Source organism: Citrobacter sp. RHBSTW-00017 (assembly GCF_013797615.1).
Lineage (GTDB): Bacteria > Pseudomonadota > Gammaproteobacteria > Enterobacterales > Enterobacteriaceae > Citrobacter > Citrobacter braakii.
Genome location: NZ_CP056899.1, coordinates 247,754 through 274,742, shown reverse-complemented (window position 1 = coordinate 274,742; position 26,989 = coordinate 247,754). Strand labels below are relative to the sequence as shown.

The 26,989-nt window shown below is 45.7% G+C and carries 17 protein-coding genes and 1 riboswitch; of the genes, 3 read left to right on the top strand and 14 right to left on the bottom strand.

What is annotated here, in order from left to right; all coding sequences use genetic code 11:
* Positions 1 to 17: 17 nt before the first annotated feature.
* Genes HV037_RS01220 through HV037_RS01210 form a run of 3 tightly spaced genes read right to left on the bottom strand, consistent with a single transcriptional unit; the run spans position 18 to position 4,953 of the window.
* Positions 18 to 1,142 carry an ABC transporter permease gene (locus HV037_RS01220; protein ID WP_016157684.1) on the bottom strand — a complete coding sequence of 375 codons (1,125 nt, stop codon included), beginning with the start codon at positions 1,140 to 1,142 and terminating at the stop codon, positions 18 to 20.
* Positions 1,142 to 3,889 (bottom strand): ribosome-associated ATPase/putative transporter RbbA, encoded by a 2,748-nt coding sequence (gene rbbA, locus HV037_RS01215; RefSeq protein ID WP_103283352.1) that lies wholly within the window; start codon positions 3,887 to 3,889, stop codon positions 1,142 to 1,144. Before rbbA ends, HV037_RS01220 begins: the two co-directional genes overlap by 1 nt.
* Positions 3,886 to 4,953, bottom strand: coding sequence for an HlyD family efflux transporter periplasmic adaptor subunit (locus tag HV037_RS01210; protein WP_046274495.1), 1,068 nt, complete (start codon positions 4,951 to 4,953; stop codon positions 3,886 to 3,888). The genes rbbA and HV037_RS01210 overlap by 4 nt, the downstream gene beginning before the upstream one ends.
* Before the next feature lie 411 nt (positions 4,954 to 5,364).
* Positions 5,365 to 5,548, top strand: a riboswitch (M-box (ykoK) riboswitch).
* Positions 5,549 to 5,603: 55 nt separating this feature from the next.
* On the opposite strand from HV037_RS01210, the gene HV037_RS01205 reads away from it, so the two are divergent.
* From HV037_RS01205 to HV037_RS01195, 3 genes are all read left to right on the top strand, one after another.
* Positions 5,604 to 6,617 (top strand): magnesium transporter, encoded by a 1,014-nt coding sequence (locus tag HV037_RS01205; RefSeq protein WP_103283351.1) that lies wholly within the window; start codon positions 5,604 to 5,606, stop codon positions 6,615 to 6,617.
* A gap of 1,154 nt (positions 6,618 to 7,771) precedes the next feature.
* Positions 7,772 to 12,724, top strand: a complete 4,953-nt coding sequence (locus HV037_RS01200; protein WP_032339738.1) for an AAA domain-containing protein — start codon at positions 7,772 to 7,774, stop codon at positions 12,722 to 12,724.
* Complete coding sequence (locus HV037_RS01195; protein ID WP_000986687.1) at positions 12,721 to 14,148, top strand: hypothetical protein; 1,428 nt, start codon at positions 12,721 to 12,723, stop codon at positions 14,146 to 14,148. The genes HV037_RS01200 and HV037_RS01195 overlap by 4 nt, the downstream gene beginning before the upstream one ends.
* Before the next feature lie 166 nt (positions 14,149 to 14,314).
* On the opposite strand, the gene HV037_RS01190 is transcribed toward HV037_RS01195, so the two are convergent.
* The 11 genes from HV037_RS01190 to HV037_RS01140 all read right to left on the bottom strand — a co-directional run bounded on the left by HV037_RS01190 (position 14,315) and on the right by HV037_RS01140 (position 26,989).
* Positions 14,315 to 15,424 carry a hypothetical protein gene (locus HV037_RS01190; protein WP_001025076.1) on the bottom strand — a complete coding sequence of 370 codons (1,110 nt, stop codon included), beginning with the start codon at positions 15,422 to 15,424 and terminating at the stop codon, positions 14,315 to 14,317.
* Positions 15,425 to 15,535: 111 nt separating this feature from the next.
* The gene (locus HV037_RS01185) at positions 15,536 to 16,924 is read right to left on the bottom strand and encodes a TnsD family Tn7-like transposition protein (RefSeq protein ID WP_001395486.1); all 1,389 of its coding nucleotides are present in this window, start codon (positions 16,922 to 16,924) and stop codon (positions 15,536 to 15,538) included.
* Positions 16,925 to 17,311: 387 nt separating this feature from the next.
* The gene (locus HV037_RS01180; RefSeq protein ID WP_000974844.1) at positions 17,312 to 17,884 is read right to left on the bottom strand and encodes a toll/interleukin-1 receptor domain-containing protein; all 573 of its coding nucleotides are present in this window, start codon (positions 17,882 to 17,884) and stop codon (positions 17,312 to 17,314) included.
* A gap of 263 nt (positions 17,885 to 18,147) precedes the next feature.
* The gene (locus HV037_RS01175) at positions 18,148 to 18,717 is read right to left on the bottom strand and encodes a hypothetical protein (RefSeq protein ID WP_000718920.1); all 570 of its coding nucleotides are present in this window, start codon (positions 18,715 to 18,717) and stop codon (positions 18,148 to 18,150) included.
* 2 nt (positions 18,718 to 18,719) lie between these two features.
* The gene (locus HV037_RS01170; protein ID WP_000008533.1) at positions 18,720 to 19,862 is read right to left on the bottom strand and encodes a toll/interleukin-1 receptor domain-containing protein; all 1,143 of its coding nucleotides are present in this window, start codon (positions 19,860 to 19,862) and stop codon (positions 18,720 to 18,722) included.
* Between the two features lie 45 nt (positions 19,863 to 19,907).
* The gene (locus HV037_RS01165) at positions 19,908 to 20,741 is read right to left on the bottom strand and encodes a toll/interleukin-1 receptor domain-containing protein (protein WP_103283350.1); all 834 of its coding nucleotides are present in this window, start codon (positions 20,739 to 20,741) and stop codon (positions 19,908 to 19,910) included.
* Between the two features lie 72 nt (positions 20,742 to 20,813).
* The gene (locus tag HV037_RS01160) at positions 20,814 to 22,430 is read right to left on the bottom strand and encodes a CBASS cGAMP-activated phospholipase (protein ID WP_001395489.1); all 1,617 of its coding nucleotides are present in this window, start codon (positions 22,428 to 22,430) and stop codon (positions 20,814 to 20,816) included.
* 537 nt (positions 22,431 to 22,967) lie between these two features.
* On the bottom strand, positions 22,968 to 23,453 hold the full coding sequence (locus tag HV037_RS01155; RefSeq protein ID WP_001151554.1) for a TIR domain-containing protein: 486 nt from the start codon (positions 23,451 to 23,453) through the stop codon (positions 22,968 to 22,970).
* Between the two features lie 11 nt (positions 23,454 to 23,464).
* Positions 23,465 to 23,992 (bottom strand): toll/interleukin-1 receptor domain-containing protein, encoded by a 528-nt coding sequence (locus tag HV037_RS01150; protein WP_000985599.1) that lies wholly within the window; start codon positions 23,990 to 23,992, stop codon positions 23,465 to 23,467.
* 949 nt (positions 23,993 to 24,941) lie between these two features.
* A complete protein-coding gene (locus HV037_RS01145; RefSeq protein WP_001218123.1) occupies positions 24,942 to 25,391 on the bottom strand; it encodes an antitoxin Xre/MbcA/ParS toxin-binding domain-containing protein in 450 nt (149 codons plus the stop codon).
* A gap of 170 nt (positions 25,392 to 25,561) precedes the next feature.
* Positions 25,562 to 26,989 (bottom strand): ATP-binding protein, encoded by a 1,428-nt coding sequence (locus HV037_RS01140; protein WP_001250588.1) that lies wholly within the window; start codon positions 26,987 to 26,989, stop codon positions 25,562 to 25,564.

Here is a 26,989-nt window from a genome sequence, read left to right as displayed (position 1 = left end):
CCACCCGGCAATAATATTTACGCCATCGTGCCAATCGTCTTTCTGAAACGCAGCAGCGCTATCACGAAGAACGTACTGCCAATCGCCAGCAGCGTCAGGAACTGCGGCCAGACAATATTAAATCCTGCGCCGCGGTAAAGAATCGCCTGCGCAAGGCTAACAAAATGGGTAGTCGGCATCGTCAGCATAATGTCCTGCACCGCCTGCGGCATGCTTTCACGCGGTGTAGAGCCGCCGGAGAGCATCTGTAACGGCAGCAGTACCAAAATCATCAGCAACCCCAGTTGTGGCATGGAGCGCGCCAGCGTGCCCATAAAAATGCCGATTGACGTGGTGGCGAACAGGCTCAGCGCCACTCCCAGCATAAACAGCGGTATCGAGCCTTCAATCGGTACGCCAAGCACACCTTTTACCATCAGCATCAACGACAGACCGGAAACCACCAGCACCACCAGCCCCATCGACCAGATTTTTGCCATCATGATTTCAAACGGCGTCACCGGCATCACCAGCAGGTGCTCAATGGTCCCATGTTCACGCTCGCGAATCAGCGCCGACCCGGTAAGCACAATCGCCAGCATGGTGATGTTGTTGATAATCGCCATCACTGCGCCAAAGCGGGCGGGTTCCAGATTAGGGTTAAAGCGCATACGCATTTCCAGCGCCACCGGCAGCTCGCTGTTATCGCGGTAACGCGACACAAAGCTGTTCACCTCGCCACTGATGATATTCTGGATATAGCTGTTGCCGGTAAAGGCCTGGCTCATCCGCGTGGCATCGACGTTAACCTGAATATCCGGCTGCCGCCCGGCCAGTACATCGCGCTGAAAATCAGGCGGAATGTTCACGGCGAAGGTATAGCGCCCGGCATCCAGCCCGGCATCCATCTCATCGGCAGTAATCATCTCCGGCGGTAAAAACCACGGACGATAAAAACTGTTCACAATGCGATTCGACAACTGCGACTGGTCCATATCGGCAATGGCAATCGGCGCCAGGTGCAGCGACCCTGGCAGAACGGTCGCAGAAGAGTAAACCGAGACCGTGAAGGCGAAGACGATCAGCGTCAGCATCGCTTTGTCACCCAGCAGGCTGCGTAACTCTTTGATGCCGAGGTTATAAATATTCCGTAATCGGCGCATCACCCCTCCTGTTTTTTCAGCAGTAATACGCTCAGACCAATGACCACTGGAATGGCTACCGCCAGCGGAATAAACAGCGGCCAGAGATCGGTCAGATCCAGCGCTTTAGAGAACGTCCCGCGCGCGATGGTCAGAAAATGGCTGGTCGGGTAAATTTCGCCAATCCACCGTCCCGGCCCTTCCAGCGAGGCGACCGGGTCGATCATCCCGGAAAACTGCGTCGCCGGGATCAGCGTAATAATCGCCGTACCAAAAATGGCGGCGATCTGACTTTTCATAAACGTGGAAATTAACAATCCCAGCCCGGTGGCAATGGTGACGTACAGCAGCGCGGCCAGCGTCAGGGTCACAAAACTCCCCTTATGCGGGACGCCGAATACAAACACCGACAGCGCGCACAGCAGCAGGAAGTTCAGCATGCCCAGCACGATGTAAGGCAACTGTTTGCCGAGTAAAAACTCGCTGCGGGTAGTGGGCGTCACGTACAGGTTGATTATCGACCCCAGCTCTTTCTCACGCACCACGCTCAGAGCGCTGAGCATGGAGGGGATCATCATCAACAGCAGCGGGATCACCGCCGGAACAATCGCTGGCAGGCTTTTCACATCCGGGTTGTAACGATAGCGAGTTTCAATGGTCATCAGTCCGTTTTGCCCGCTGGTATTTGGCTGACGCGCCATCACATCCTGCAGCCAGGTCTGGTGCATCGCCTGCACGTAGCCTCTGACCGTTTCCGCACGGCTCGGCATTGCGCCATCGACCCAGACGCCAATCTTCACCGGCGTTCCACGCGCGATATCGCGGCCAAAATTTGGCGGGATCTCTATGGCTACCGCGACTTCGCCCGAGCGCATCCGTTTGTCCAGCTCGTCATAACTGGTAAGCGGTGGCTGCTCGATAAAATAGCGCGATCCCGCCAGATTCAGCGTCCACGCCTGGCTGCTGACTGTCTGATCACGATCGAGCACCGAAAAACGCAGGTTTTCCACATCCATGCTGATGCCGTAGCCCATGATCAGCATCAGGATCACCGTGCCCATCAGCGCCAGCGTTGAACGTACCGGGTCACGTCGCAGCTCCAGCGCCTCGCGGCGGCTGTAGCTGAACAAGCGCCGCAGGCTAAATCCCTGGTGCGGCGGCTGACTGTTTTCATGCACTGCCGGGACATTGGCTGGCGGTAACTGAGCCTCCGGCGCCGGACCAGCCGCTTCCTGTAACCACGAGATAAACGCTTCTTCCAGACTGGCGGCACCACGCTGTTTCACCAGCTCCTGCGGCGTACCGCTGGCCAGGACTTTTCCGGCGTGCATCAGCGACATGCGGTCGCAGCGCTCCGCTTCGTTCATAAAATGGGTGGAGATAAAAATGGTCACTTTATCCTGACGCGACAGATCGACCATCAGTTGCCAGAACATGTCTCTCGCCACCGGATCGACCCCGGAGGTTGGTTCATCGAGAATGAGCATCTCCGGGCGATGGATCACCGCCACCGCCAGCGACAGGCGTTGACGGATCCCCAACGGCAGCGCGCCAGGCAACGCGTCTTCGACATCGGTCAGCGAAAAGCGCTCACTCATCTCTTGTACCCGCCCCGGGATTTCTGCTTCGGGGATATGGAACAACCGCGCGTGTAGCTCGAGGTTTTGCCGTACGGTCAGCTCGCTGTAGAGCGAAAACGCCTGCGACATATAGCCTACCCGGCGACGGGTATCGATATTCTTCGGGTCAACCGCTTGCCCAAACAGCCACGCCTCACCTTCACTTGCGGGTAGCAGCCCGGTGAGCATTTTCATGGTAGTGGATTTACCGCAGCCGTTGGAGCCGAGAAAACCGAAGATTTCCCCGCGCGGAATACGAAAGTTAACGTGGTCAACGGCCACGAACTTGCCGAAGCGCATGGTCAGATCTTTCGCCTCGATGGCAATCTCTTCCTGCTCAGCGTGATACGGCGGGATCACCACTGGCTTATGCGCCTGACGCTGGGCTTCGGGTAACAGCGCGATAAACGCCTGCTCCAGCGTGTCGGAGTTGGTTTTTTCGCGTAGCTGCTGCGCGCTCCCGGTGGCCAGCACCTCCCCGGCGTTCATCGCCACCAGCCAGTCAAAGCGCTCGGCTTCTTCCATGTAGGCGGTCGCAACCAGCACGCTCATGTTGGTCTGCCGCTGGCGAATGCTGTTAATCAGATCCCAGAACTGGGCGCGGGACAGCGGGTCGACCCCGGTGGTAGGTTCATCGAGAATTAACAGTTCCGGGTCATGGATTAACGCGCAGCACAGCCCCAGCTTTTGCTTCATCCCACCCGAGAGTTTCCCGGCCGGACGATCGCGAAACGGCGCCAGTCCGGTGCTGTTCAGCAGCTCGGTAATCCGCGCTTCACGCTCCGCTTTGTCATGGCCAAACAGCCGGGCAAAGAAATCGACGTTCTCATACACCGACAGCGTGTGGTACAGGTTTTTCCCCAGCCCCTGCGGCATCCAGGCAATGCGCGGGCAGACATCCCGGCGATGTTTAGGGTCGCGCATATCGCCGCCCAGCACCATCACGTTACCGTGTTCAATGACACGCGCGCCGGAGATGAGCGACAGCAGGCTCGATTTTCCGACGCCATCCGGGCCAATCAGCCCCACCATACAGCGGGCGGGGATATCCAGCGTGATATTGTTCAGCGCTACCGTTTTCCCGTAATGCTGACTCACGCCGTCAAGGTGCGCCACGGGAGGAACGGGAACCAGCGCCAGATGCGTCATTGCGGCAACCTCACCATCAGGTCGTCAGGCCAGGCTCGATTCTCATCGATACGCACCCACGCCATGCCCGGCAGACCGGTTTTCACGTACTCGAGATGCTGCTGCAACAGCTCTGGCGGGATACGCGCTTTAACGCGGAACATCAGCTTCAGCCGCTCATCGCTGGTTTCGACCGTTTTCGGTGTGAACTGCGCGACGCTTGCCACAAAGCTGATGGTCGCCGGAACACGCAGATCCGGTGCGGCATCCAGCACCAGGCGCGCTTCGCCGCCAATCTTCAGTAAGCCAGCCTGTTCGGTAGGCAAGAAGAACGTCATGTAGACATCGCTGAGATCGACCATATTCAGGACGCGCCCACCCGCAGAAAGCACCTCACCCGGCTCAGCAACGCGGTACTGCACGCGACCATCGCGCGGGGCTTTCAGCTCACTGTCATCAATATCAGCCGCAATACGACGTTCGGTGGCCTGCGCGGCTTCTACGCGGGTTTGCGCCTGAATGATGCTGGTGCGAGCGGCTTCAATTGCGGCTTTTGCCGCTGAGACCTGCGCCTTTGCGGATTCCAGCGCCGCACGTGCGCTTTCTGCCGCGGCCCGATCGTCATCCAGTTGTTGCTCAGACACGGCCCCACGCTGGGATAGCGAACGGGAACGCACGTGGCGTTTAGAAACCGACTGCAGCTCCGCCTCGCGCTGTTTTACTACCGACTGCGCGGCGCGCATTTCACTTTGCCGCTGTTCCAGCAGCGCTCGCGCCGCCGCCACCGCGCTTTCGGCCTCTTTGATTTGCGCGATCGCTTCCAGCCGCTGCTCCTGCAGCACGCGAGTATCCATTTTCGCCAACACCTCGCCCTGACGAACGAACTGCCCTTCCGACACAAGGATTGTGTCAATTCGCCCGGCAATCTTGGTAGCAATATCCACTTCGGTGGCTTCAATTCTGCCGTTGCTGGCTGCGAACCCCTCCGGTATTCCGGCAGGACGGAGCATCCACCATGCTATCGCAGCCACCACGACCAGGGTGCCCGCCCCCCACCACATCACATGACGCTTAAACTTATCCATATTCGACCCGCCGTAATCCCTGTTATCAAACGATGCGTGTCACAAAGCCCGCTGAATAGCTATTCAGCGGGAGATTCCATCCGGGATGAGAAGGAATAAGAAACCATGGCCAGAGAGCGGACAGGCGCTAAGGCAACCTGCGCCGCGCAGGAAGTGAATGACGAAAATGCTGTGAAATCGGGTAGTAATGTTGTCATCATCAGCGTTCCTGGCCGGAAATGAAACACGCATACTCATAACTGCTGTCTATTGAATACTAACACCTGGATTCAATATGTCTATTCGGTTGTAGTTTCCACTTCAGCCCTATCGCGCTCTGGCACAGGGAATATTTCGTATATCAACGATTGATAAACATTCACAACTATAAACATAATCAATAATTAGACATCGCTATAATAGTGGCTCATTTACCGATCTCGTTATGGCGAGGCTCCTGTACAAATACAAGTTACCGCCCTGCTGGTATCGAGAGAGGCCACTCAGGGAAATACAGGCATCCATCGAATCAAGGTGTTGCCAAGGTAACTTCTGACGATTTCACCATCGGGCAGATACGTTGTTCAGTGCTAAAACCAGGACGTAGGGATCCGCCTGCGCTAACCCTGTCTTGTTCGCCCCTATGAGAGATTTTTATAGGGAATTACACCATGTCATCTATGCCACTCTGCGCCGCCCATCATCCTATGCCGGATTTCAATGGCGATGCTATCGCGCAATATATGCGCACCGATTTTATTACCCTGCCGGATCATCTCAGCGTGAACGGCGCTCGTGAATACTTTGTCTCCCAGCTCACAACGGATGATATTCCAGGCCAGGTCTTTGTTGTAGCTGGAAAAGCGCTGCGCGGGGTGTTATCCATCAAGCGCTTATTGCAGGAAAAAGATACATCGCTGAACATCAACCATCTTACGGACAGTTGTTTGTTTCATGTAAAGCCTGATGATGAACGGGCACAGGTCGTTGCCAAGTTAACCGAACGCGAACTCGATCTGGTGGCTGTCGTTGAGAAAGGTGAGCTGGTCGGTTGTCTGATGGAAAAAGAGATCGCTCATCTACAGGAAGATGATGTTACCGAAGATGTTCAGCTTCAGGGGGCAACGTTGCCGCTGGAAAAACCCTACCTGGAGATTAGCCCGTGGACATTGTGGAAAAAACGTTCTGTCTGGCTCCTGCTACTTTTTGTCGCAGAAGCCTATACCAGCAGCGTTCTTCAACATTTTGAAGAGGCGCTGGAATCTGCTATTGCACTGGCCTTTTTTATTCCACTATTAATTGGTACTGGCGGCAACAGCGGTACGCAGATCACCTCAACGCTGGTACGTTCAATGGCGCTGGGAGAAGTGCGGCTGCGCGATATGGGTCGGGTGATCCGCAAAGAAGTTTCAACTTCGCTGCTGATTGCCCTGACGCTGGGTCTGGCAGGCTGCTTGCGCGCGTGGATGATGGGTATCGGAGTGGAAATCACGCTAATCGTCAGCCTGACTCTGGTTTGCATTACGTTGTGGAGCGCCGTGGTGTCATCAGTGATCCCCATGGTGCTCAAGCGTATCGGCATTGATCCCGCCGTGGTTTCCGCCCCGTTTATCGCTACGCTTATCGACGGTACTGGGTTGATTATCTACTTTAAAATCGCCCAGTATTTTCTTGGTCTGAACTAATGATAACGCCCGACAGCCCAGGTTGTCGGGCACCACGGTCAGGCAGGTGTGAAATGACAATAAAGTTTGCCCGTAAGCCTACAATTAAACAATAAAGTTTGCCCGTAAGGACAAGTAGTTATGCTATAGAACCTTCTATCACATAGTTGCAACACTTCTGTTAATTGTGATGCACACAAAAGTGCCGCATACTCGTTATATCGGTAACCTACTGAGTATGGTGTACGCTATGACTAAAAAATGTCCAAAAACATCCCATGTTGGGTCAAATTCCAGGTTGCATCATCATGTCCATGGGAAGGAAGGCATCCAGACTGTAGTACAAGTACAGGATGACTCCGTTGAAAAAGAAATAAGGACCAAGGCAACAAACGACCTGAGAATTGAGTATAGTTTTGGCTTACAAAGACTCAATAGCATCGCTGAAGAAAATGGTTTGTTATCAGATGATTACCGAACATTCTGACATATGATCCAATAGTTAGAAAATTTCATTATGATATACTAACCTTAGCTATCCCCAGGCTGTAGCGCCCTTCCGAGAGGTGTTGGCCCCCTTCTTCTGTTTCGCACTTTCTTTCTTGTTTGCGGCTCGCCTAGACTATCCATCGTAGTCGTTCTCAGCCCCGGATTTTGTTGTCCTGAACAAAGGCACGAAGCCTACCCAACGAGACCGTATTTGTTTCTGGGCCGAATCAGAATTGATAATTGTCAACGAATACTTTTTTTATCATAGTGTTGTAGTTATTGTTATTGCGATGGCGGTATGTTGACGTAATTTTTACGGGATAGGACACGCTACAAGGGAGTGCTCACTCGGCGTACATTTACGTAGTTAGGGCTGACGGAACACGAACCAGATGTGTAAATCGCTTTTAGGACATATCGATAACACATTGCCATCATTTTATTAACTGTACGAGTTTGACTTAGTATTGAAGGCATCCAAATTTCTGATAGGAAGCTCTGACCTATAGATTGAATCTCACTAGTGAGTTAGCCGACATTTCAGTCAATTGATTATGGCAAAAAGCTCTTAATTACGGAAAACATATAGGAAATTCAGACATATTATCCGTTACTTACAAGAATAACAGCCTAATTATCTGAACAAATTAGATAGAAATCTAAGGGGAATTCCGTTGGAAGTAGAGATGTGGGATGGTGGCTTGCAAGAGCAAGAAGTGGTAGCAATCGAGAAAATAAAGGCTGCTTTTTCAGATAACGTATCTAAGCCTGACAAACCTGTACGTGGAGGCTCAATTGGCGAGCAGCTACAAAGCTATGGCTATACTGGCAACGGAATGTTTCCCTGGAAAGGTTATGCAGGTTTTCGTTTTGTTGAGGCAAAAAAAGAAGGTGAATTCGATTTAGTCATTGTTACGCATTGTAATGTGATCATTGTTGAATTGAAGGACTGGAATCATCAGCCTGTAACAGCACGCGGAGAGACCTGGTATAAGGGCGGCAAAAACATGGGGCGCTCGCCAGTAAGCGTAACCCGTGGAAAAAAGTTCACGCTGGACAACAAACTCAAGCGTCTGGCAGAGCGTTTTACGAACAAAGGCTATGTTCCAATTGTACATTTCTTTGTTGTGATGACTGGCAATGCGGACTTCAGTGAGTTACCGGAAGAACAACTTCACCATACAATCTCGTTAACAGATTTTCTTAAATTTGCTGATCGCAACACATTCAACAACTACTTCAGACCCCATCCAGGTTCCCAAGTTCTGAACAAAGATTTTCCCCTTTTTGATAACCTTTTCTTAGGACCTCAGACAGCGCCCAAAGCTCTGAGGGTTAATGGCTTCGAAGCTAAAGATATGATTTTCGAGCATCCTAAAAAGGTGTATCGGGAATACCTAGCAAAATCAGAGATATCGGCAAATAGCGAAGCATTACTCAGAGTATGGAATTTCCGGAATATCCCAGGGGCGAAAGCGTACACGCCGGAAGGAAGAACTGAGATCGTTTCACGTGAGCGTGAAGTGTTACAGCACATCAATCACCAGAATCGGGACCTTTATAACCACTGCCTGAGGTCACTAACCAGTTTTCAGAAAGATGAGGTGACAGCTGAGTACAGCGAAGTCTATGAGCTTCCGCCAGGTCATGTTCGGTTTAACGAATTCATCGGGAAGTATGGTAAGTCGTTTTCTGACCAAGACCGTTTAAATGTAGTCAAACTACTCATTGCAAAGTTTAGCGATCTCCATGAGATGAAAATTGCTCACAGAGATATCGCCGATCACAGCCTGTGGATTTCACCTTCAAAAGAAGTCGCCCTGTCAAACTTTATTTCGGCATACCATCGACCAGTTGGAACGGTCGGAGATTATCGTAAGCTTTTATCAGTGGGTGCTGTCGAGGTAAAAGACATGCTTGATGGGGGCGAACTTACGCCTTTTCAGCAGGATGTTCATGCCCTGGGTCTTGTAGCCTGGCACTTATTAAGTGGTATGCGAATGTCGCCAAAGAGTCTGGAGACTGTACAGGAGAGTATGTTAAACAGTCAGCACTGGTATTCAGATGTATTACTGGATGCTGTTGCTGCAAAATTTACTTCCGCGACGGATTTCTTTGATGCCCTTAAACAAGCTGAACCTGCTGGCGAGGCGCTCCCAACATTTGATGATACTGAGCTTGACCCTTACAGGCATCCTATTAACCACTCTCGTCAGTATCGGGAAGATGATGATTTTCTGGTAGAAACATCTGATAAAGAAGTCTATATCTCGGGTGGAAGGCTCGTGAAGGCGTGGCTAAATGTTGGTGGGCAAGGAGACGATTCATCAATAAACTTCCAGGTTTTGAAGTTTTTAAAACAGATCGAACAGCTTTCTTTAGTTAAACCAACGTATCTGCCTGAAATCCGTGAATTTGGTATCGCATCTAAATCATCGAGTCTTTACATGGTCACTGACCAGATACAAGGAGATACCTGGGACAAAATGGTGGTCCCGGATGATGAAAAAATCGATCTCATTGATAAGTTTGTCGCTTCAGTTGAGCATTTACACGGTCTTGGTGTTTCTCACGGAGACATCCACCCAGGCAATGTGATGCTTAGGACGGAGGGGCGCTCGCTTTTCCTCATCGATATCCCCGACTTTTCACCGTCGGGTGACGAACCTAAAAACCACAGCTACAGCCCTGAATATATTGATAATTGCACTTCCTTTGAACGCGATAACTATGCAGTGATGAAGATGTCCTGCGAGTTGTTAGGTTTGTCCTGGGGGGATGAATCAGACCTTTACCCAACGATTGCGAATGCCATCCGGGCTGAACTGGAAGATCCTATTTTTGGGTTTAAAGATTTAGGCCGGTTTAAAAAAGCGGTAGACAGTTATGACCAAGCGTCAACACAAGATCTGATAGAGATTACAGCAGGAAACGCCGATGAAATAATCTCTGTTCTGCCTGATAACGGGCATCTGTATGTCAAAGTTGAGCCAAATCGTAAAGAGCCAGCTGAAGTAAAAGTCACTTTCACCGGAATTGGTGGCAGTTTTTCTGCAATGTTCAGCAAAGAACAGAAGACGCTGCTTTATGGCTTTAATCCAAGGGCTCGTTCATCAATTCGTAAGCAAGATATTGATGAAAGCCAGTTCGAAATTGGTACGGGTATCAGGATTACTCCAGGCAGCCCGCAGGATATGTCGGCGTTGACAGTATTGCTTAATAAAGAAGAATCTTTTGCCCGGGCAATCGAGTTGATTACCGCATCTGAAGACATTCAGTCGCAGGACCCGCTTACTCTTCAGTTAAAAGATGCCTTTGCCAGACTGGATAAGCGGGTGCTTGAGCCTGCTTTAAAAGAAGTGCTGGAAATCCCAACGGTGAAACTGTGGCGTGCAATCCTGGATACTGAAACAGAATCCTATCCGAACATTGAAGTCAGTGGGGAGGTAATACCTGTTGCAGATGCTCACGGGGAGCTACTCATTCCTTACTCTGCAGACGTTGATCCTCTTGGCGCATTTAGAAGTAGTGATGACGTTGAAGCCTTGCAGGTCGATCAGGAAGGGGTTGAGCGATTTATAGGTGAGGTGTCACTTAAGAAGTCAGAGCTCAAGGAGATTCGATTGGTTAGGGTACGTTCAGCAGCCTATAGGTTGAAAGATTCTGATATTGTCTTCTTCCGCACAAAGCAGGATCGGGCGTCTTATCAGAAGCGTAAACGAGCGCTGGAACGCCTCATCGATCGGGAGAGTGTGCTACCTGACTTAATTGACCTGTTCGACCCATCCTGCAAACAGGATGCTCAAAATTATGGTGTCACTGTCAGCGATGCCGATTTTGCCAGATACGACCGTGAAGACCAACACGGAAACAAGATCAGTCTGAATGAACAGCAAAGAAAGGCGTTTAACATATTGGTTAATAATGGACCTCTCTCCCTGTTGCAGGGACCACCAGGGACAGGTAAAACTGAGTTTATCGCGGCCTTTGTCCACTACCTGATTGAGAAACAGAACACCAAACGCATTTTATTAGTTAGTCAGTCACACGAGGCTGTGAATACAGCAGCCGAGCGCATCAGAAAGCACTGTTCTCGACTTGGTACAGAGCTGGATATCGTCAGGTTCAGTAACCGTGAAGGGGCTGTTTCTCCTGGGCTGAAAGATGTCTATTCGAACGCAATCACAACAGAGAAACGCGAACTGTTCAATGCTGAAATTAAGTACCGCGTTGAAGCGCTGAGTGAAGCCATTGGTCTGGAGCCAGGGTTTATTTCGGGTGTCGTGCTTGCGGAGCTCAGGCTGTTCAAGCAAATAGATCATCTTGAGAAATTGCTCTATCAGGTTAACGATTTAACCGATCCAAAAGAGATCAACGAACTGAAAGATATTGCAGTCGAACTCAACTTTTCCATCCGCTCCAGACTGAGTCAGGAGTATGGGATTAACCTGGACAAAGACGCAAAGGTCTCTGCAGCAAAAGACATTCTGATCTCAAGGCTATGTACGGAGTATGGTGTCAGACCTGATGAGGCTCGACGAGTAAAGGCATTAGCTAAAATATCCCGGGATATGCAGGATGCTATGTCGGGAGAGCGAGTGAACCTTGATGAGTTTTATTCACGTTCCAGGCAGCTAGTGGCTGGCACATGCGTCGGTATTGGACAGGGGCATATTGGTATCCAAGAGAATATCTACGATTGGGTGATTATTGATGAAGCTGCGCGCTCGATTGCGAGTGAACTGGCCATTGCGATGCAGTCGGCGAGACGCGTCCTGTTAGTTGGAGACCATCTGCAGCTTCCACCATTGTACTCAGATGCTCACAAGGCGGCATTAGCGAGGAAATTGGGTATCAATAATTCTCGCACTGAAATTGATGAGGTATTACGAAGTGACTTTGCTCGCGCCTTCAACTCTACTTATGGTGCACAAGCTAGTGCAGCTCTGCTGACCCAATATCGTATGGCTCCTCCAATTGGTGAACTTGTATCAAAGACCTTCTACGAAGGGAAGCTTCGAAATGGAGAGCGAGCAATTCCTGATGTCTATCAGCATGCACCAGAAGCTTTACGTAACGTAGTGACTTGGCTGGATACTGCCTCCTTGGGTCATCGGGCCCACCACCTTGGAGACCGTGGAACAAGTATTTACAACCGAAGTGAAGCTGACGAGATTATTTCTGTACTTAAACAGGTGTCAGAGAATGAAGAATTCGTCGCTCAGCTTTCAAAGCTCGTTAATAAAGATGAAGCAGCAATCGGAGTAATTTGTATGTATGCCGAACAAAAGCGGTTGCTACGTCAGAAATTCAATCAGGAAATCTGGAGCGATGGCTTCAAGGATATTGTTAAAATTGATACGGTTGACAGCTATCAGGGCAAGGAAAATCGAATTATCATTTTATCTCTGACGCGTTCGGATAAGCAACATAGCCCAGGTTTCTTACGCGCACCAAACCGTGTCAATGTAGCAATGTCACGAGCAATGGATCGCTTATTGATAGTTGGTAATGCCGATATATGGAAGGGAAATAATAAAGAGCTGCCATTAGGCTCCGTTGTTCGCTATATGACTGAACGAGGTCAGGACGCTGGATATGTGTTCCTCTCCGCTCAACAGGGAGGGAAAAAGAAATGATGTCTGATAACAAAGTAACCTATCACGAAGTTGACTTCTTACTGCCTGCACAGAAATTTAACATTCAGTTCTCATATATTTCCCAGAAAGGACTACCATTTATCCGGGAATTTGTTCTGAGGCTTGTTCATGTAGCCTCAATGAGCAAAGCACAAATATCAACTTATTTCGGCTTGAGCCACTGTGAGACGGAGGAGGCAATCTCAGATCTTGTACAGCGCGGCGAACTTACGCTCTCCGCGGAAGGTAGACTGACCTTAACTGACAAATCAAATGGATATTTTTCTGAGGTTGGAGAGATGCCACACCTTTCAACTGTCCAAGATAGTGGTGGTACATTATCATTTGATTTAGCCACTTTTAGTTGCTTCAGCAACCAAAATATCCAAGACCACTGGAGGGGGGGGATATTATTAAAGGTTGATGACAACAATGTTTCTCAAAGTGAGAAATTGGTTGAGAAACACTTCCAGTATCAGTTTAATCAGATTCTAGATAAAGGCTATCTTTCTCACTTACAAGTTCAGGGCGGAAAAGAACAGCCTTCTATTTATACAGTTAATTCTGTTAATAAACTCCGGCAAATGCCGTTACGTTTAACAACTGAGTTTAAAATGGATAACGATGGTAAAGCTGTCGAGCGTGAAGACTATGAGCACTTAAATAGCTCTGAATGTGTTCATGAGTTAATGGCTATTGAAATATCAAGGTTATTACGACCTAACAATACAATGAGTATTGTTAAATCCATGGTATCACTCAACGATGAAAATACACTTAAGCTATTTGACTCAAAAACTAATCAGCTTAATCCGGCCTTTATTAAGGATATGCAGGCCTTGGAAGAATACTCTGCCTCAGGTAGAACAACTTTCTTAGGCCCAATATACGCTAAAAATAATTGGGAAAGGCTGCTGAGAGCTTTGGCTCCAGTGCTCAGTCAGCGAATCAAAGATAAAGCTGATCATGGCGGTAGTCATTTCATATGGATAGCACCATCAGATCCATACTGGTCAAAGAGCGAACGCTTTATCTCTAGCCTGAGTGATTTTATCCACAAGTCGAGCACGAAAGATAAGCGGTTATATAAACCTGTGCTATATGTACCCGTCTCAGATGATGTTGATTCTAGGGCAGCTAGGCAATGGAAGCATGAACTAGGTCCGTTCCACGAGCACACTAAAGGGCTTGTTGAAGGATTGTTAGATGGTAATGTAGAGATCCTTCATCTCGAGGATGAATTATCTGTTGTTATCTATCATATTTCTCAACCAGAAACTTTGCCAGTGACGATGCCATTGGGATTTATAACAACTAACAAAGAGTCAGTTAAAATTATTGGATCGCTAATTACTGAATATGTGCATAGTAGTTCTGGTTTTGATAAACCGCATGACTGTGGATTGATCTCTTCAATGGTTTAGAAACTGTTATTTGATTGACAATGAAAGGGCTATTTACTGCCCTTTCATTTATTATTGAACACGATTGTGTTCTCCCAACTCCTCTTTCATTTCAGCTAAAAGTATAAAAATTTAGAATAGGCTTGGACAAACCAAATTATTATGGGCTAAATATTATTTAGCATTACTATGCTGACTTTTCATTTAATATATCTCTTTTCACCCTAAATGGTGACCAAACATGGTTGCCGGTTAGTAAAATTATATTATTATCAAAAACATATCGCTTGAATGATGTGGAGTGTTGAAATAGAAAATGAAGATCGACTTTGTCTCTAATATTTTCTGTATCCTCCCCAACGGCAGCACAAGTTCGACATTCCAAGCAAGACGCACAATATCTAAATTTAGGAACCATTATAATTTCAGAAAATTGTTTTCTAGGAGAGATAATTACTTTAACATACTCCACAGCCTGTTGAAGCTCATAATTAAAATCATCACATTTACTCAGCAACACTATGGCATTTTCAACAGCCAGAGTAGCCTTCATAAACCGTAAATTATCTTTTCCCCAGAGAAGCAAATCTTCGCCTAACAGCAACCATGCCTTGATATCGAATAAGCCATCAAAACTTGGTAATTTTCTTATATTATTTAAAATGATAACCCCAATAACCTCACCGACACACTTCATTGCTCTAATTGGAAATATAAACTCAGGTCTTGATATAGAGTGCTCTGCGAATGTAGGATTATTTCTTTGATATGAATCGACGATCTCAACTGCATTCCTAGGAAGTTCTCCATTCATAACCTGCTTAATATTAATAAGAGCATTATTATACGAAGTCAGCTGAAGACGATAAAGTGGTGTATTGTGTTCATGACACCGTCGGGCCTGAATCCAGTCATGCTTAAAATAACCAAACCCAAAATCAATAATTGCTTGCGTAATACATTTTTGACAGAATTTTATTCTTATTTTTTTATCTGATTTATATGTTATAGATCGCTCTCCAGAGAGAAATATGGATGGGAGATTATGACAATAAGCTGATGGTGTATCAAATAGACCATGTCCCATCCTACCTATTTTTTTCCCGATATCTGAGGTTTCAAGTAAAAAAAGATCATCAAATCTATGGAAGACATATGAAACTTCATGATGTGCATAGGGTTTACTAAACCATTGACCATCACCTGATACTACCCCTTTAGGGTCAAAGACATCTGCAAAAACCAACTGTTGTCTAAGAAGGAAGCTTTGCAATGATTCATCTAATGGAATATTCACAGATTTTTTCTCACAGTATTTATACCTAATCTCATTATTATTTTTATGTGTTTATATCAGATATATTCGTTGAATGGGTAGTATTATTTACACATCAAATAAAATCAACGTCTAAAGTTTATGTTTCACTTTCCTATGTTGAACTGGTGATGTTGCTACAGGTAATATATTTTCTATCCAAGTAGGTTTATGTCGGTAAAGCCAAAAAAAGGCAGCGCCACACTCTTTTCTACATTGCTGCCGTATTGCTTGAGGATGCTCACTTAACCATCTAATTATTCTTATTTTATGACGCCGGCATTTTGATTCAATTCTAGCAGCTTTCCGATAATTGACTAGACCAGGAACACTGGAAATAAGAGTTTCTACACTACCAACAGAAACTCCCCAACGTCTAGCTATTTCTTTTCGATGAAATCCTTTTTGTGCCAATAGCAAAATGTTTTCCTTTACCGAAACAGTTATTTTCCTTGGTCGAAGATTCAACGAAATATTTGACCTTATAGCTAATGCCTTTATAAAACATCTACTTTTTCCCGTACGTCGACTGGCCTCAGCCATCGATAATCCTTGAGAAAGCAATTTCTTACATTTATCACTAGAAGCTGATGAATCTGGTTTCTTATATTCTAGTTCTGCTATTTTTCCCTTGCAAAACAAATCAACATGTTCTAGAAAAAAACCAATCAAGAGGTGTTTAAAAGGATGTTGGTCAGACTTCCCCTTCAATAAATTCGAGAAATAACTATAATCATCATCTGATTTAGGTAGAAGCCCATTATTCATCTCTGTTATTTGACTTGCTAATCGATACAGCGCAGTTGCAATTGATTTCCTACGTACACGTCCAGCATCTGTTATATAACCTATATTTTTAAATCCCCTGAAATAATCTGTGAATTCCGCCTCTCCTTTTGTTATCGCTTTAAGCTTTGACACTGAATAATTTGCGAAAGCATATGCTTGAAAGTTACAATGCCTATCATGCGATTCAAGTGATGGTAATAATTCCACTTGAATATGCGGGCGAGGTGGCATTGGAATATGATATAACCATATCTTGTGTAAATAACAGGCTTCGATACCGGGTATCTGGTGACCTAAGTGCCAATATGTTACACCATACATTTCCATATTTTCTCTCGCACACATAGGGCAATATTTTAATGTAATTCTTTCATATTCTCTGAAATTAGTAAGCTGACATGCTCTACTTGCCGAATGTAATGCTAATGCATCACAATAGATTCGCTTACAGTAATGCGGTAAAAAAAAACTGAATAAGGGAAAGAGTGTCTGTTCTCTAAAAAGTATTTGCGCATCTTCACCACTATTTTCAGCCAATATTGAAAGATTCGAAGTCAGCCAAGGATGAATACTTGCCCTATCGTTACCAAACATAGTAGTAAGGAACATACTACGAGGTAAACCAATAAAAGTTAAACTACGAACTAAACGACTATATAAAGTTTCGTCTGGCAATGTAGAAGGAAGCCTCATACCTACCTCCACCATAGTTAGAAATATGCCTTACAAGGTAAGATCACGGATTTTACTTTTAAGATAAAATGAATCGCCACGGATAATCTAGACACTTCCGAGCGTCTCCTCCGGGAACATAATCAGTATATCGGAATATCTCTAAAAGTGAATGGGCCGTTTTGCCGGGATGCTTACAAGCGGGCGTTTCCCAGAAGCTGATGTACGCCACGCTCCGGAAGTTTGGAGCCCGCATCAATGAAGCACTTGCGCTCAAAGAGCTGAAATTTATTCTTCATCCGCCTTACCTGGTTATAGAGCCAGGTACCCAAAGGCAGTGGGCTGGAAAGCGCTAGTTGGTGAGCGCCGTTGTTTTTTTGTGCAACGGCTTGTTAGGCATATCATGTTTTACTTCGGTTTTTTCCCTTGCATCCAATCTCCAAACGTAACCCATGACCCGGCGCCGCTATGTATATAAAAGCTTTCTAGAGTTAGATCTAAATAAGGGTACAGGCCTAGGTATTCTCTCCCATCAAACTCTTCATCATCATTTTCCATAATAGGCGCAACTGATACTCTTCCAGTTCGCGCATCCATATATCCTAACTCCCATGGCATCCAAACCGATTTTTCTGCTGAATTAGAAGTTAAATAGATTAGAGATGAGCAATTATTCATTCTATTACGCAGTACGGTTGCAGTAAATTCGCTTACTTTTCCTCTATCTAAATGCTCATCTTCTATCCAGTCAACATATACGGAATAACCTTTTTCGATTAGCATGCTTCTAATTTGCATAACTATTCGCGCATCAGAATAAGCATGAGAAAGAAAAATATCGTAATGCTCAGAAACGGAGAAAGATTCAAATGCTTTTTGCAGGCTATTTGCTGCCCAGCGCCTTTCACTGGCCTCCTCTAATAATGTTGTCTGTGTGGCATTGTAGCGACGAAGTATCTCAGATTTACGAATTATAGCCATTATTCTTCTCGTCTAAATTTTGCATCCATCTACCTAAAGGGTAACGACATGAAGCTAGTATTTGGTGATTATACCTCTCTATGATTTTGATTTATGGATACGAATTGATTATTCAGGCACATATGGAAAATGCTTTGTAACCCAAGCGTATCCATCGTTATTGGCAGCTCCTTCCGAGGTATATCGCATTAACATCTATATGATGATAAGAAACCAAAATGGCCCTCGCTTGGTTTACAAAAATACAGGATCGTACAAGACAACTATTGATCAACTAAATAACGGCTAAAGAGCGTGGCGAAATCTATATCTTCAAGCTCTCTCCCGCTGAAATAACCATTATCCCGTGCAAGATTAAGCGCCGCACCGCCTGGCGCGGCAACTGGAAGGATGAATGCCCCAGGATGGAACCGCCTAAAAATGTTGTATTCGACCTCAACACCATCCATCCCCCCAATGAAAACTGCACCGATAAGATCTTTTCTGGAGAGCATCTGCTCGCGCATTAGTTGCAAGCTACCTTGAATGTCGCCGGGCACGGGGTCGGTATAAACCACGTTGTCAAATCGTTGATTCTCTTCCGGGTAGCGACCTTCGAAGAAGCGGCTTTGATACAGGATGACAGAGTTAGTGTAATCAACCCCAAGATCTTCACAGATGCTCCAAATCATAGGGGTAATTGCTGGATGACCGCCCCATACGATTTTGTGCCTGCGAACGGTCGCAATAGTCAGTTCACGGACAGCGCACTGGATAAGAAATGGGTCAGCGGTCTCGTAATATTGCCCTCGTCCAATCACGGGGATACTTGCTGAGAGGAAAATCGCCGCCATTTCTATACCCTCCAATCTGCAAATTGCCAACTCGCCTCGCAAGCCTTAACCCATCGCGTGACTTGGATGTATTGACCCAGCCAATCCAAGTGACTAAGCCACTGAGGATGCAGGCCTACATGATCATAGAGTATGGCTACGGATTCATCAGGAGAATTCATTGATGCTTCGTGCATAGTCGTGGAGGTCGGAACGCCCACCGTTGGATAAACCACAACCATGCGGTCATCGGGCAGACGCACTCGAATCCCTCGGCCGGTGCCCATGCCAATCACTTCTCCACCGATAGTCTCAAGGCCTATTCGGAGATTGCTCATTAGGTTAACGGTACGCACCGCATGGCTCTTGCTGCGGACTTCTTCAAGCTGCAGACAGATCCGGTCAATCGCGTGGTCACTAATACGTCCCGATACGACATCTAACTCACTCTCACCAAGCTCAGAAAGGCTTGCAGTCGCTAACCGCGCCGAGCACAGAACTCCCGGCCATCCTACTCGAAGAACACTGATACCCTTAGCCAAGGCCCTTCCGAACTCCGCTGCAGTCCATCGACTGTTAAAGTAGTCGGGAGTGTCGAGCATCAACAACACGTCAGAATCACAAAGCCGATGCCATAACATGGTCTGAAAATCTTCTGCCGGGGCAATACTATGTGTATCCAGGAAAACGTCAAAATGCCTAGCAGAGAGGGCATCGAACATCTGCAGTGCCGCCTGACGAGCCTCGTCTCGCCGATAACTTACAAAAACCCGACGTTGCTTCGGAAGCAGGCCTGCACACTCCAAAAGTGCAGTGGCTACCCTTTTTGCCCCACCATTGGCGTAGGACAAACAATTCAATGGACGCAGGATCTCCGGTACATTGGTCGCCACTTCGCATAAATCAGACACGACGGGAACAACAGGCACACCGCTACGCAGCAAGCTAGGTAAGCTGGGATGATCAGCACCTAATCCGCCGAAAAATACAACAGCAGCAGATCGCTGTTGATTAGGGATAAAAGTATCAGGACTAACTTCCCAGCCGATCTCCTGACCCACCCTCAATCCAAACATGGAAACAGCATCAGTGACAGCGTTTTCAAGCTCAGAGAGTTGAGTAGCGGTCGGTAAGCCCAAAACAGCCAAACTATATATGAATGACATCCATACCTCGCAGAAACCAACTAAATCCTCACAAAACAGAAATACCTAAATCTTAAATCTTGGCTCACTCAGTTGAACTTCACTGAACCCCAGCTTGCTATACAACGTATCCAAGTGCGTCAACCCGCTTATTCGCCCGGCAAAACCAGCCTCGACTGATATTCCTTTATCTAGCCAACCATTAAACTCCTGTAGGCTCATTTCATGTTTCAGCTTCGGCAGGGGATAACTGAAGCCCGGCTCAAGAGCTCTACTTTCGCTCTTCATTTTCTCGAAACTCTCATTACCCTGTTGGAAAATTCTACGTTCCGAACGCTTGACACTTTTAGCAAATGTAAGCTCTGAAAAAATCCATGGAGATGACAGACGCCCCTCTCCAGACATGTAGTCATCGATATTTATTGCGTTTTCAGTGCCCAAAAACATGAACAACTCTGATCGCTTTATCATTTGCTGTAAAGCCGCATTAAGGATCAAATGCACGTTGGTCGTTGTTCTGTTACGTAGATTGTAACTGTAATGGCTCCATCCCTGTGGTATACAGAATTTATCATCGATTTTCCGCAAAAGTTCGTCAGCATACCCCCAAACACATGAGTCAACGAAAGCCGTGAGCCCAATATTCTCCAGGCTGAGGGCTATCCTAATGGCTTCGTCTTCATCAGCATGAGAATGAGAATGAGAGATAAAAACATCAATATCGTGCTGCGGAAAGATCGATTTCTGTATTTTGTCAGCATCAAGTATATTACGTCCATCAAGAAGGTATTTTTCGAGGCTGATCAACAGTTCCCCTTTTCTGGCCTTGTACGCCACTATTTCGTCAGAACTAAAACGAAATGTTGGGTAGATATTACTAACAGTTAGATCGATAAACATTAATTCCCCCCAGTCAAGACCTACGTGCCAAGCGGATGTCTAAACGGGTAACGCTAGGGCATCCGCGCTTAATTAAAATCGCTCCCACACCTCAACGTGTTGTCCGTCAAAGAATCTGGAGCGCACCTCAGCAAAGTGTTCTTTGCCAGCCTCATTGCCGCGTCGGACCATGTCTTGGATAGCTTCAGCATCATCCATCTTAATTTCATCACTGGTCTGTTGGTTAACACGCATATGACGTGTTGGACCCAAGAAACTTTGAGCGAGTACCAGAGCACCATGCTCTTGGGCTGCAAAAAAGAGATCTACACTGTGAGGTGCCCAGCCTACTTTGCCCTTTCCGAGTTGGTCAGTGAAATCACTTTCGCTACTGAGTGTGCCGATGCTCAGCACATCAATCCTTTCTAGGGGAATCTTCAGGTATCGAACCGCTTCCGCCAACGCCGGGAGGATGGGGTTATTTGCCCAGACGCCACCGTCCAGGAACGTCTCCAACGCAACAGGCCCATCGAAGGTAACTTCATCAAAATAGGTAGGTGCAGCGGAAGAAGCTAGGGCGGCCTCAACGGCTGAAATATCTCTGAATGCAGTCCGGTCGGGGCTATGTGGGGTAACAATCGCTTCAGCTTGACCTTCCTTGGCCCTCACCGTAGGGATCACCAAGCGGCAGCGAGAATCTTCAGCCAGCGTTTTGTTCCCGTACACCTCGGCCAAAAGTCCACGGAGAGTTGCTGAGTCATGCTTGGATTTAAGCCAGTGCCGAAGTTTCCGATCCTTCGGAAAAATCTGGGGACCCTTTTTCTCGTAGAACTCAAGGATTTCACGTGGCTGCAAACCCATCGCCAGTCCAATAGCCAAAATAGCACCTGTGGATGTACCAGCTACCAAATCGAAATGAGAAATTAAATTACTCCCGCCACCGGCCTTCAACATATCGTCCCACTTGGCCAAAACTGCAGCAGTGAAGGTGCCTCTGAGCCCCCCTCCGTCGAGCGCCAAAATACGGAAATTACGGCCACGCGAGAAAGTACGCCGAGTAAGTGGCAGGTTCTTCAACTGATCAGCAATCAGCTTCACAACCAGATCAACCGATGTACTGTTGGCAATAGTCGCATTCGTTTCGTGACATAGTCCGTTTCGCAAACGAGATAGCAATGAAGGATCTTCTTCGAGATATCCTGCGATAGCGCCGCCAAAGCCCGCAACAACGAAGCCTGGCTTTCCAAGATCAAGCATTGCATCTAGCTCATTGGGGACGCCTGCTTTTACTTTATTTATGTCCCACCATGCACCACCGATGCAGATGACTACATCGGAACGATCAGCCATCCAATCACGCATTGGGGTCAAGCCGTCTACAGCCTGGCCATCGCTGTTATCTGCAGGCACAATTTCTACAGAAGCAAATGTTCTCTGCTCTTCAATTTCAGCAGCGTACTCGTCAGTTGAGTAACTCTTCGCCCGCACAAGTGTAAGCGCTTCCCTTCTACCACCGGTTTGGATGAAATCTTCAGCAGCTTTACGGAGTGGCGCAATGAACGAAGGATGGCTTCCATGAACAATTGAGCCTCCTTCACTGAAAACTTTAGCGGCAATTTTCTGCACAAAATCATCTATGTCTGCTCGCAGTTCTTTATTCGACCCGGAAAGATGAACTCTGACTCCGGATAGACGCCTTGTGGTTGCCATGTGTATCACCTCAATTACCTGAAATGTCATTTTCTGCCAGCAAGTACGTCTTGGGGACACGTTTTCAACGACCGGCTAACATAGTTGTGGTTTCAATCAAGCCTGCGATATTTTCTCGGCCATTTTGAACCGCGAATTCGTATCTCTTGCAGTACTTGGATAGCTTAACAATTGTGTTACTAGTATGATCTTCAAAATACAGATCAGAGGCAGGGATGACTAAGGTGTAGCCAAAGTGTTCCACCCTTTTACGATCCTTTCGCCCGCTAAATAAATCTTTCCGTTGATTAGGCAGGCTCACACTTTATCCAGTGGATGTGTAAATTTTATTCGATGCTCTTAGTGTTAATTATTTTGTCTTATAGATCTTCCGTTAGAAGCCTATTATCTTTCAACATGCTGCGAAAAATTTCGTAAAATGCCCATTGCCTAGCAGTGGTGAACTGATGTGCAAGGACATAAGTTACAGAGGTTTTCGTGGCTTATGACTCGTCAATTTTACATCATTAATTCATTTCGAAAAAATGAAATAAAAAATCAATTTGCCTTATGTCGAATGGCGTAATCAATCCAGTTTGAAATATTGCTTGCTATGTCCTGATAAGTATTGATAGAGCTAGGGTCGTAACAAGGAACAACACTTGACAGTGCTCTACCATCAGTGAACTTAATCAGGTCAAAGGGGTTTTTCCCTTTTCTACTAATGCCATTTCTAGGGCATTTTAGGTTATGAATGTGGATGCCTAAAAGAGCTTTTCCGTCATTCCATGCCTTGATAATTTCATGTTCAACCCATGGTCTTGAAGCAGTTTCGCTACCAATCAAAACAATAATACATCGTTTGTATTTCATATTTTGATCTATCCAGTTCTCAACTGCTTTATTACCAGTACGTTTGAGCTTTTCCCATTCATTTGGGGAGGTTGGAGGGTTACCGTCAAGGCTACCGATGTTACGTATTTGTTGAACTCTCATTACATCGTTATCAAAATGAAAGCTGTAAAAAACAGGAACTTTAGCCATTTTAGTTTCCTTTAAATATTTTCCACCCAAGTGCCGGAATTTATTCCAGCGTCATACACCGCATATCCAGACTTACCCGTTTGATTGTTAACTCCTTCATCCATCCTTTTATATAGCTGAAGGTATTCGTTGCCATACCAAACACCTGAGTCATTTTCTGTCGGAATAATCAATATCTTTTCGTAGCCTTTGGCTATGTCTGCAAAACCAATTTCCCAAGGACACCAACGTGATTGAGTTGAATTTTTTGTTGCTAAAAACAAGAACCAATCAGTAGTCTTTATTTTTAACTTAATTATGTTTGCAGTTTCTTTGTTGGGAATACTTGGCATTTCGCTGTCTTCCCAGTCAATGTATAAGTCCCATCCATTCTCCTTCAATAAAACTTGAAGGCCCTTAGCTAATTCATGGTCTTGATGGCTATGGCATAAAAAAGCAGTTTGCTGTTTTTTGGCCACAGCTTCATTAAGCGATTTAGCAACAAAGACTCTTCCGGAACGACTAGCTGCAGATCGTAAATTTTTTAGTTTAATCGCCATTATGATCCTGTAATAGGTAATAATCCGAACCAGTAATAGTTTATACTTTGCAACATTATAAAAAATAGATCAACTGCTCAGGCAAAGTTAGGTTATTAGATGTTCTTATCAAACTTTGGAGCATAAAAGCTTGAGACAAGTCAATGTATCTATGAGTCAGTAAAAAAAATTAGAGAAAGTTATACAGGTTTCTCAGTTTTTCAACAGTACGAACGTGTTTAGAGCTCCAAGGAACAAAGCCCTTTTCGCTAACCTCCCTGACATACGATCTGAACTCGAAATGCTCTATATGAAATCAAGAGAGAAAGGCTCCACACTTATGGGACAGATTACAGCAATAAACATGTTCTATCTAAATGAATTGGCTCCGTTGGTTTTTAAAACTGAAAGAATCCCTAATGCCTCGCCGACGGGTTATTGTGATAGAGGGGGATACCCCTCCACTGAAACTCCTTAAGCGTAATTTGATCTTAGCCAGGAAAGAAAACTAAGACTGGGCAGTAGCATTTTTCTGCCCATGAGATGTTGCATGCGGATTGAATTGTTACTCCTAAAAGAAGCTATACCTAATTGGTCTATCCATATTAATCAAAAAAAAATTCCAACGCTTCATACTTCAGTTTGGTTACAAAAAGGCTGTAAATCAATTTTTTGGCTGCGAAATGGGGAAATTAAGTGGCTTTGAAATACATTAGTTGATCACAAATAATTTTTGTAAATAGGTCATTCTCGCATTGAGTGCAATGCAGAACTAAAATCATCTAGAAAGGTATCTTAATTTTTAGGACAAGAACTCATCATGATTTATTTTTTGACTCTTGGATATCCAACCACCTCGAACTATTAAAATAATTTAAAAACGTATATTAAATATATTAACATCAACACCATTTAATATTTCTAAAAAAATAAGCTATCAAAATTTGTATTCCATGATGTTATCATAGAATCATAAATAAACACCATCCTCAATTCTAACAATAAGGCGAATAACTTCATGGGCCCCAGTTTCAGAAGCTACAATTTCAGCTGGAATATTCCAATTCAGAGCACGATTTGGCTCATGTAGCCATTTTTTTGCAGCCTCCTTGTCACCCTCGAACAATGCGACCGCCCGTTCGATTATCCGTATAACACGCACCAATCGCTCACTCTGATTAGCAGTAAATCGTTTTTTGGTAGAACGTTTAAACGTAGTGATTGGAATACCCGACATTTTTTGTAGTTCCGTCGGCGTGATTTTCGCCCATTCAGAAATACGTTTTACAACACTCCCTTCAAGCCCGTCGTTGATTTTTCTTATCAAAGCAATACCATCCCGGGAACCCAGTCCAAGGACATCCCACCCCCTCTGCTGGAGAGAGCTACTTATAATAGGGGAAAAGACTCTTAAAGCCATACGTCGCTTCCCCAGTTGATAGTTCCGCTACAATGCATGAAGATTCTCCTATAATACACTAAATATCTCTCACCTTATCTATCAGTACGGTTTAACATTGTTTGACCCTGACGGTTAAGAAAAAAATATTTTGGTCACTTACAACTGTTACTTATAAGATATTAATCTACTCAAGACAGTCGGCCCAAAGGATCATCATCAATAATCCCTACCTGTCTAAGCAGATCAACAGGATACTTTTGCTTAGCGGCCCGTTGGAAAATATCTGGATCACCGATCCTTTCCGAAAGGTTAACCGCGCCAACCAGCTCACGTAAACTCAGCTCGAACTCGGGATGCTGAGCCCGAGTAATATCTGCAATAAATTCCCGAGGATTATCGGGTATACACTGTGGTCTACGTATTTTTTGCCCTCGATGCCCTTTTGGTAAAGACATTTTTGATCGTAACTCTTTGATTTCATCGGTACCAGCAGACAAACCACAAGCTCTTACATATGCCTGTTCCAGTACACTAGTATTAATTCTTTCATCATCTGAATCAGCCAAGATAACAAGTCTCTGCGCCTCCCGATAAATACGGTGAGCAATATCCAAATTACCGAGAGATAACTCATACATTTTGTTATTCAACTCATCCGTTAGCTCGTTATATATACAAGTCCATTGCATTTCCCAAAGTTCCTCAATAAATGCTGCCCACTCATCGCTCTCTTTTTTTAAGGATTCCATTCGGAAGTATCCAGAACTTTCAGCACGGCGGGCTGCCTTAAGAGTTTTTGATAGCGTGTCATCGAATGGTGGATTGCCGCAGAAAAAGAGGGGGATTCCTAATTTATTTACTAGGCTGTGAAGGAAGTTAAGAAGGTTATTTTCACCTCCCGTGCGCTTGAACACCAACCTTTGCATTTCATCAATAACTAAGATCCCCAAAAAACTTGATTTAATTCGCTGTTCTATTTGTCTCATCAGACTACCGATTGTATTTGCAGATATTGATTTTTCTCTACCCATAGCTAAATCTAATGCTACCAAGATCTCCTCACAGAGATCACGAACACTGGAATTATTAGGACATTCCACCTTAATCCAGACAACCTGTTCTGTGAACTCCATTCTATGCCCATGATAGAAATCATGTTCTATCACATTTGGTAGATAATTCAGTATCTGCTCGAGCATACTGGTTTTACCTACTCCACTAGCACCTATCAATGTGATGTTTTCTGCTTTAGGCTCAAAATAACCTGTTCTCGGTTCAATCGCAGGTCTGGCATCAACTGGATAGTGAAGATACTGAGCAGTAGTTGGGCTAAAGGGATTTTTTGTCGAATAACCGTCTTTAATTGCAGTTTCTATCGCTCTAAAACATTCATAATAAATAAGAAAAGGCTGACGCAATTGTTTCAGGCGTATTGTGTATTCTTCTCTAACTAAAGGATCGGGGTGCTGTCGGATATGTTCATCCAAAACTGGATAATTTGAAAACTGCTCAAGAAGCTCATTTATACCTAATTTAGGTTTCAGTGCTTCAATCAGAGGGTTTCCTCTGTGCTCTGGTAAAATTGCCTGGTGATATTCTGCTTTTTCTCTTCGCAT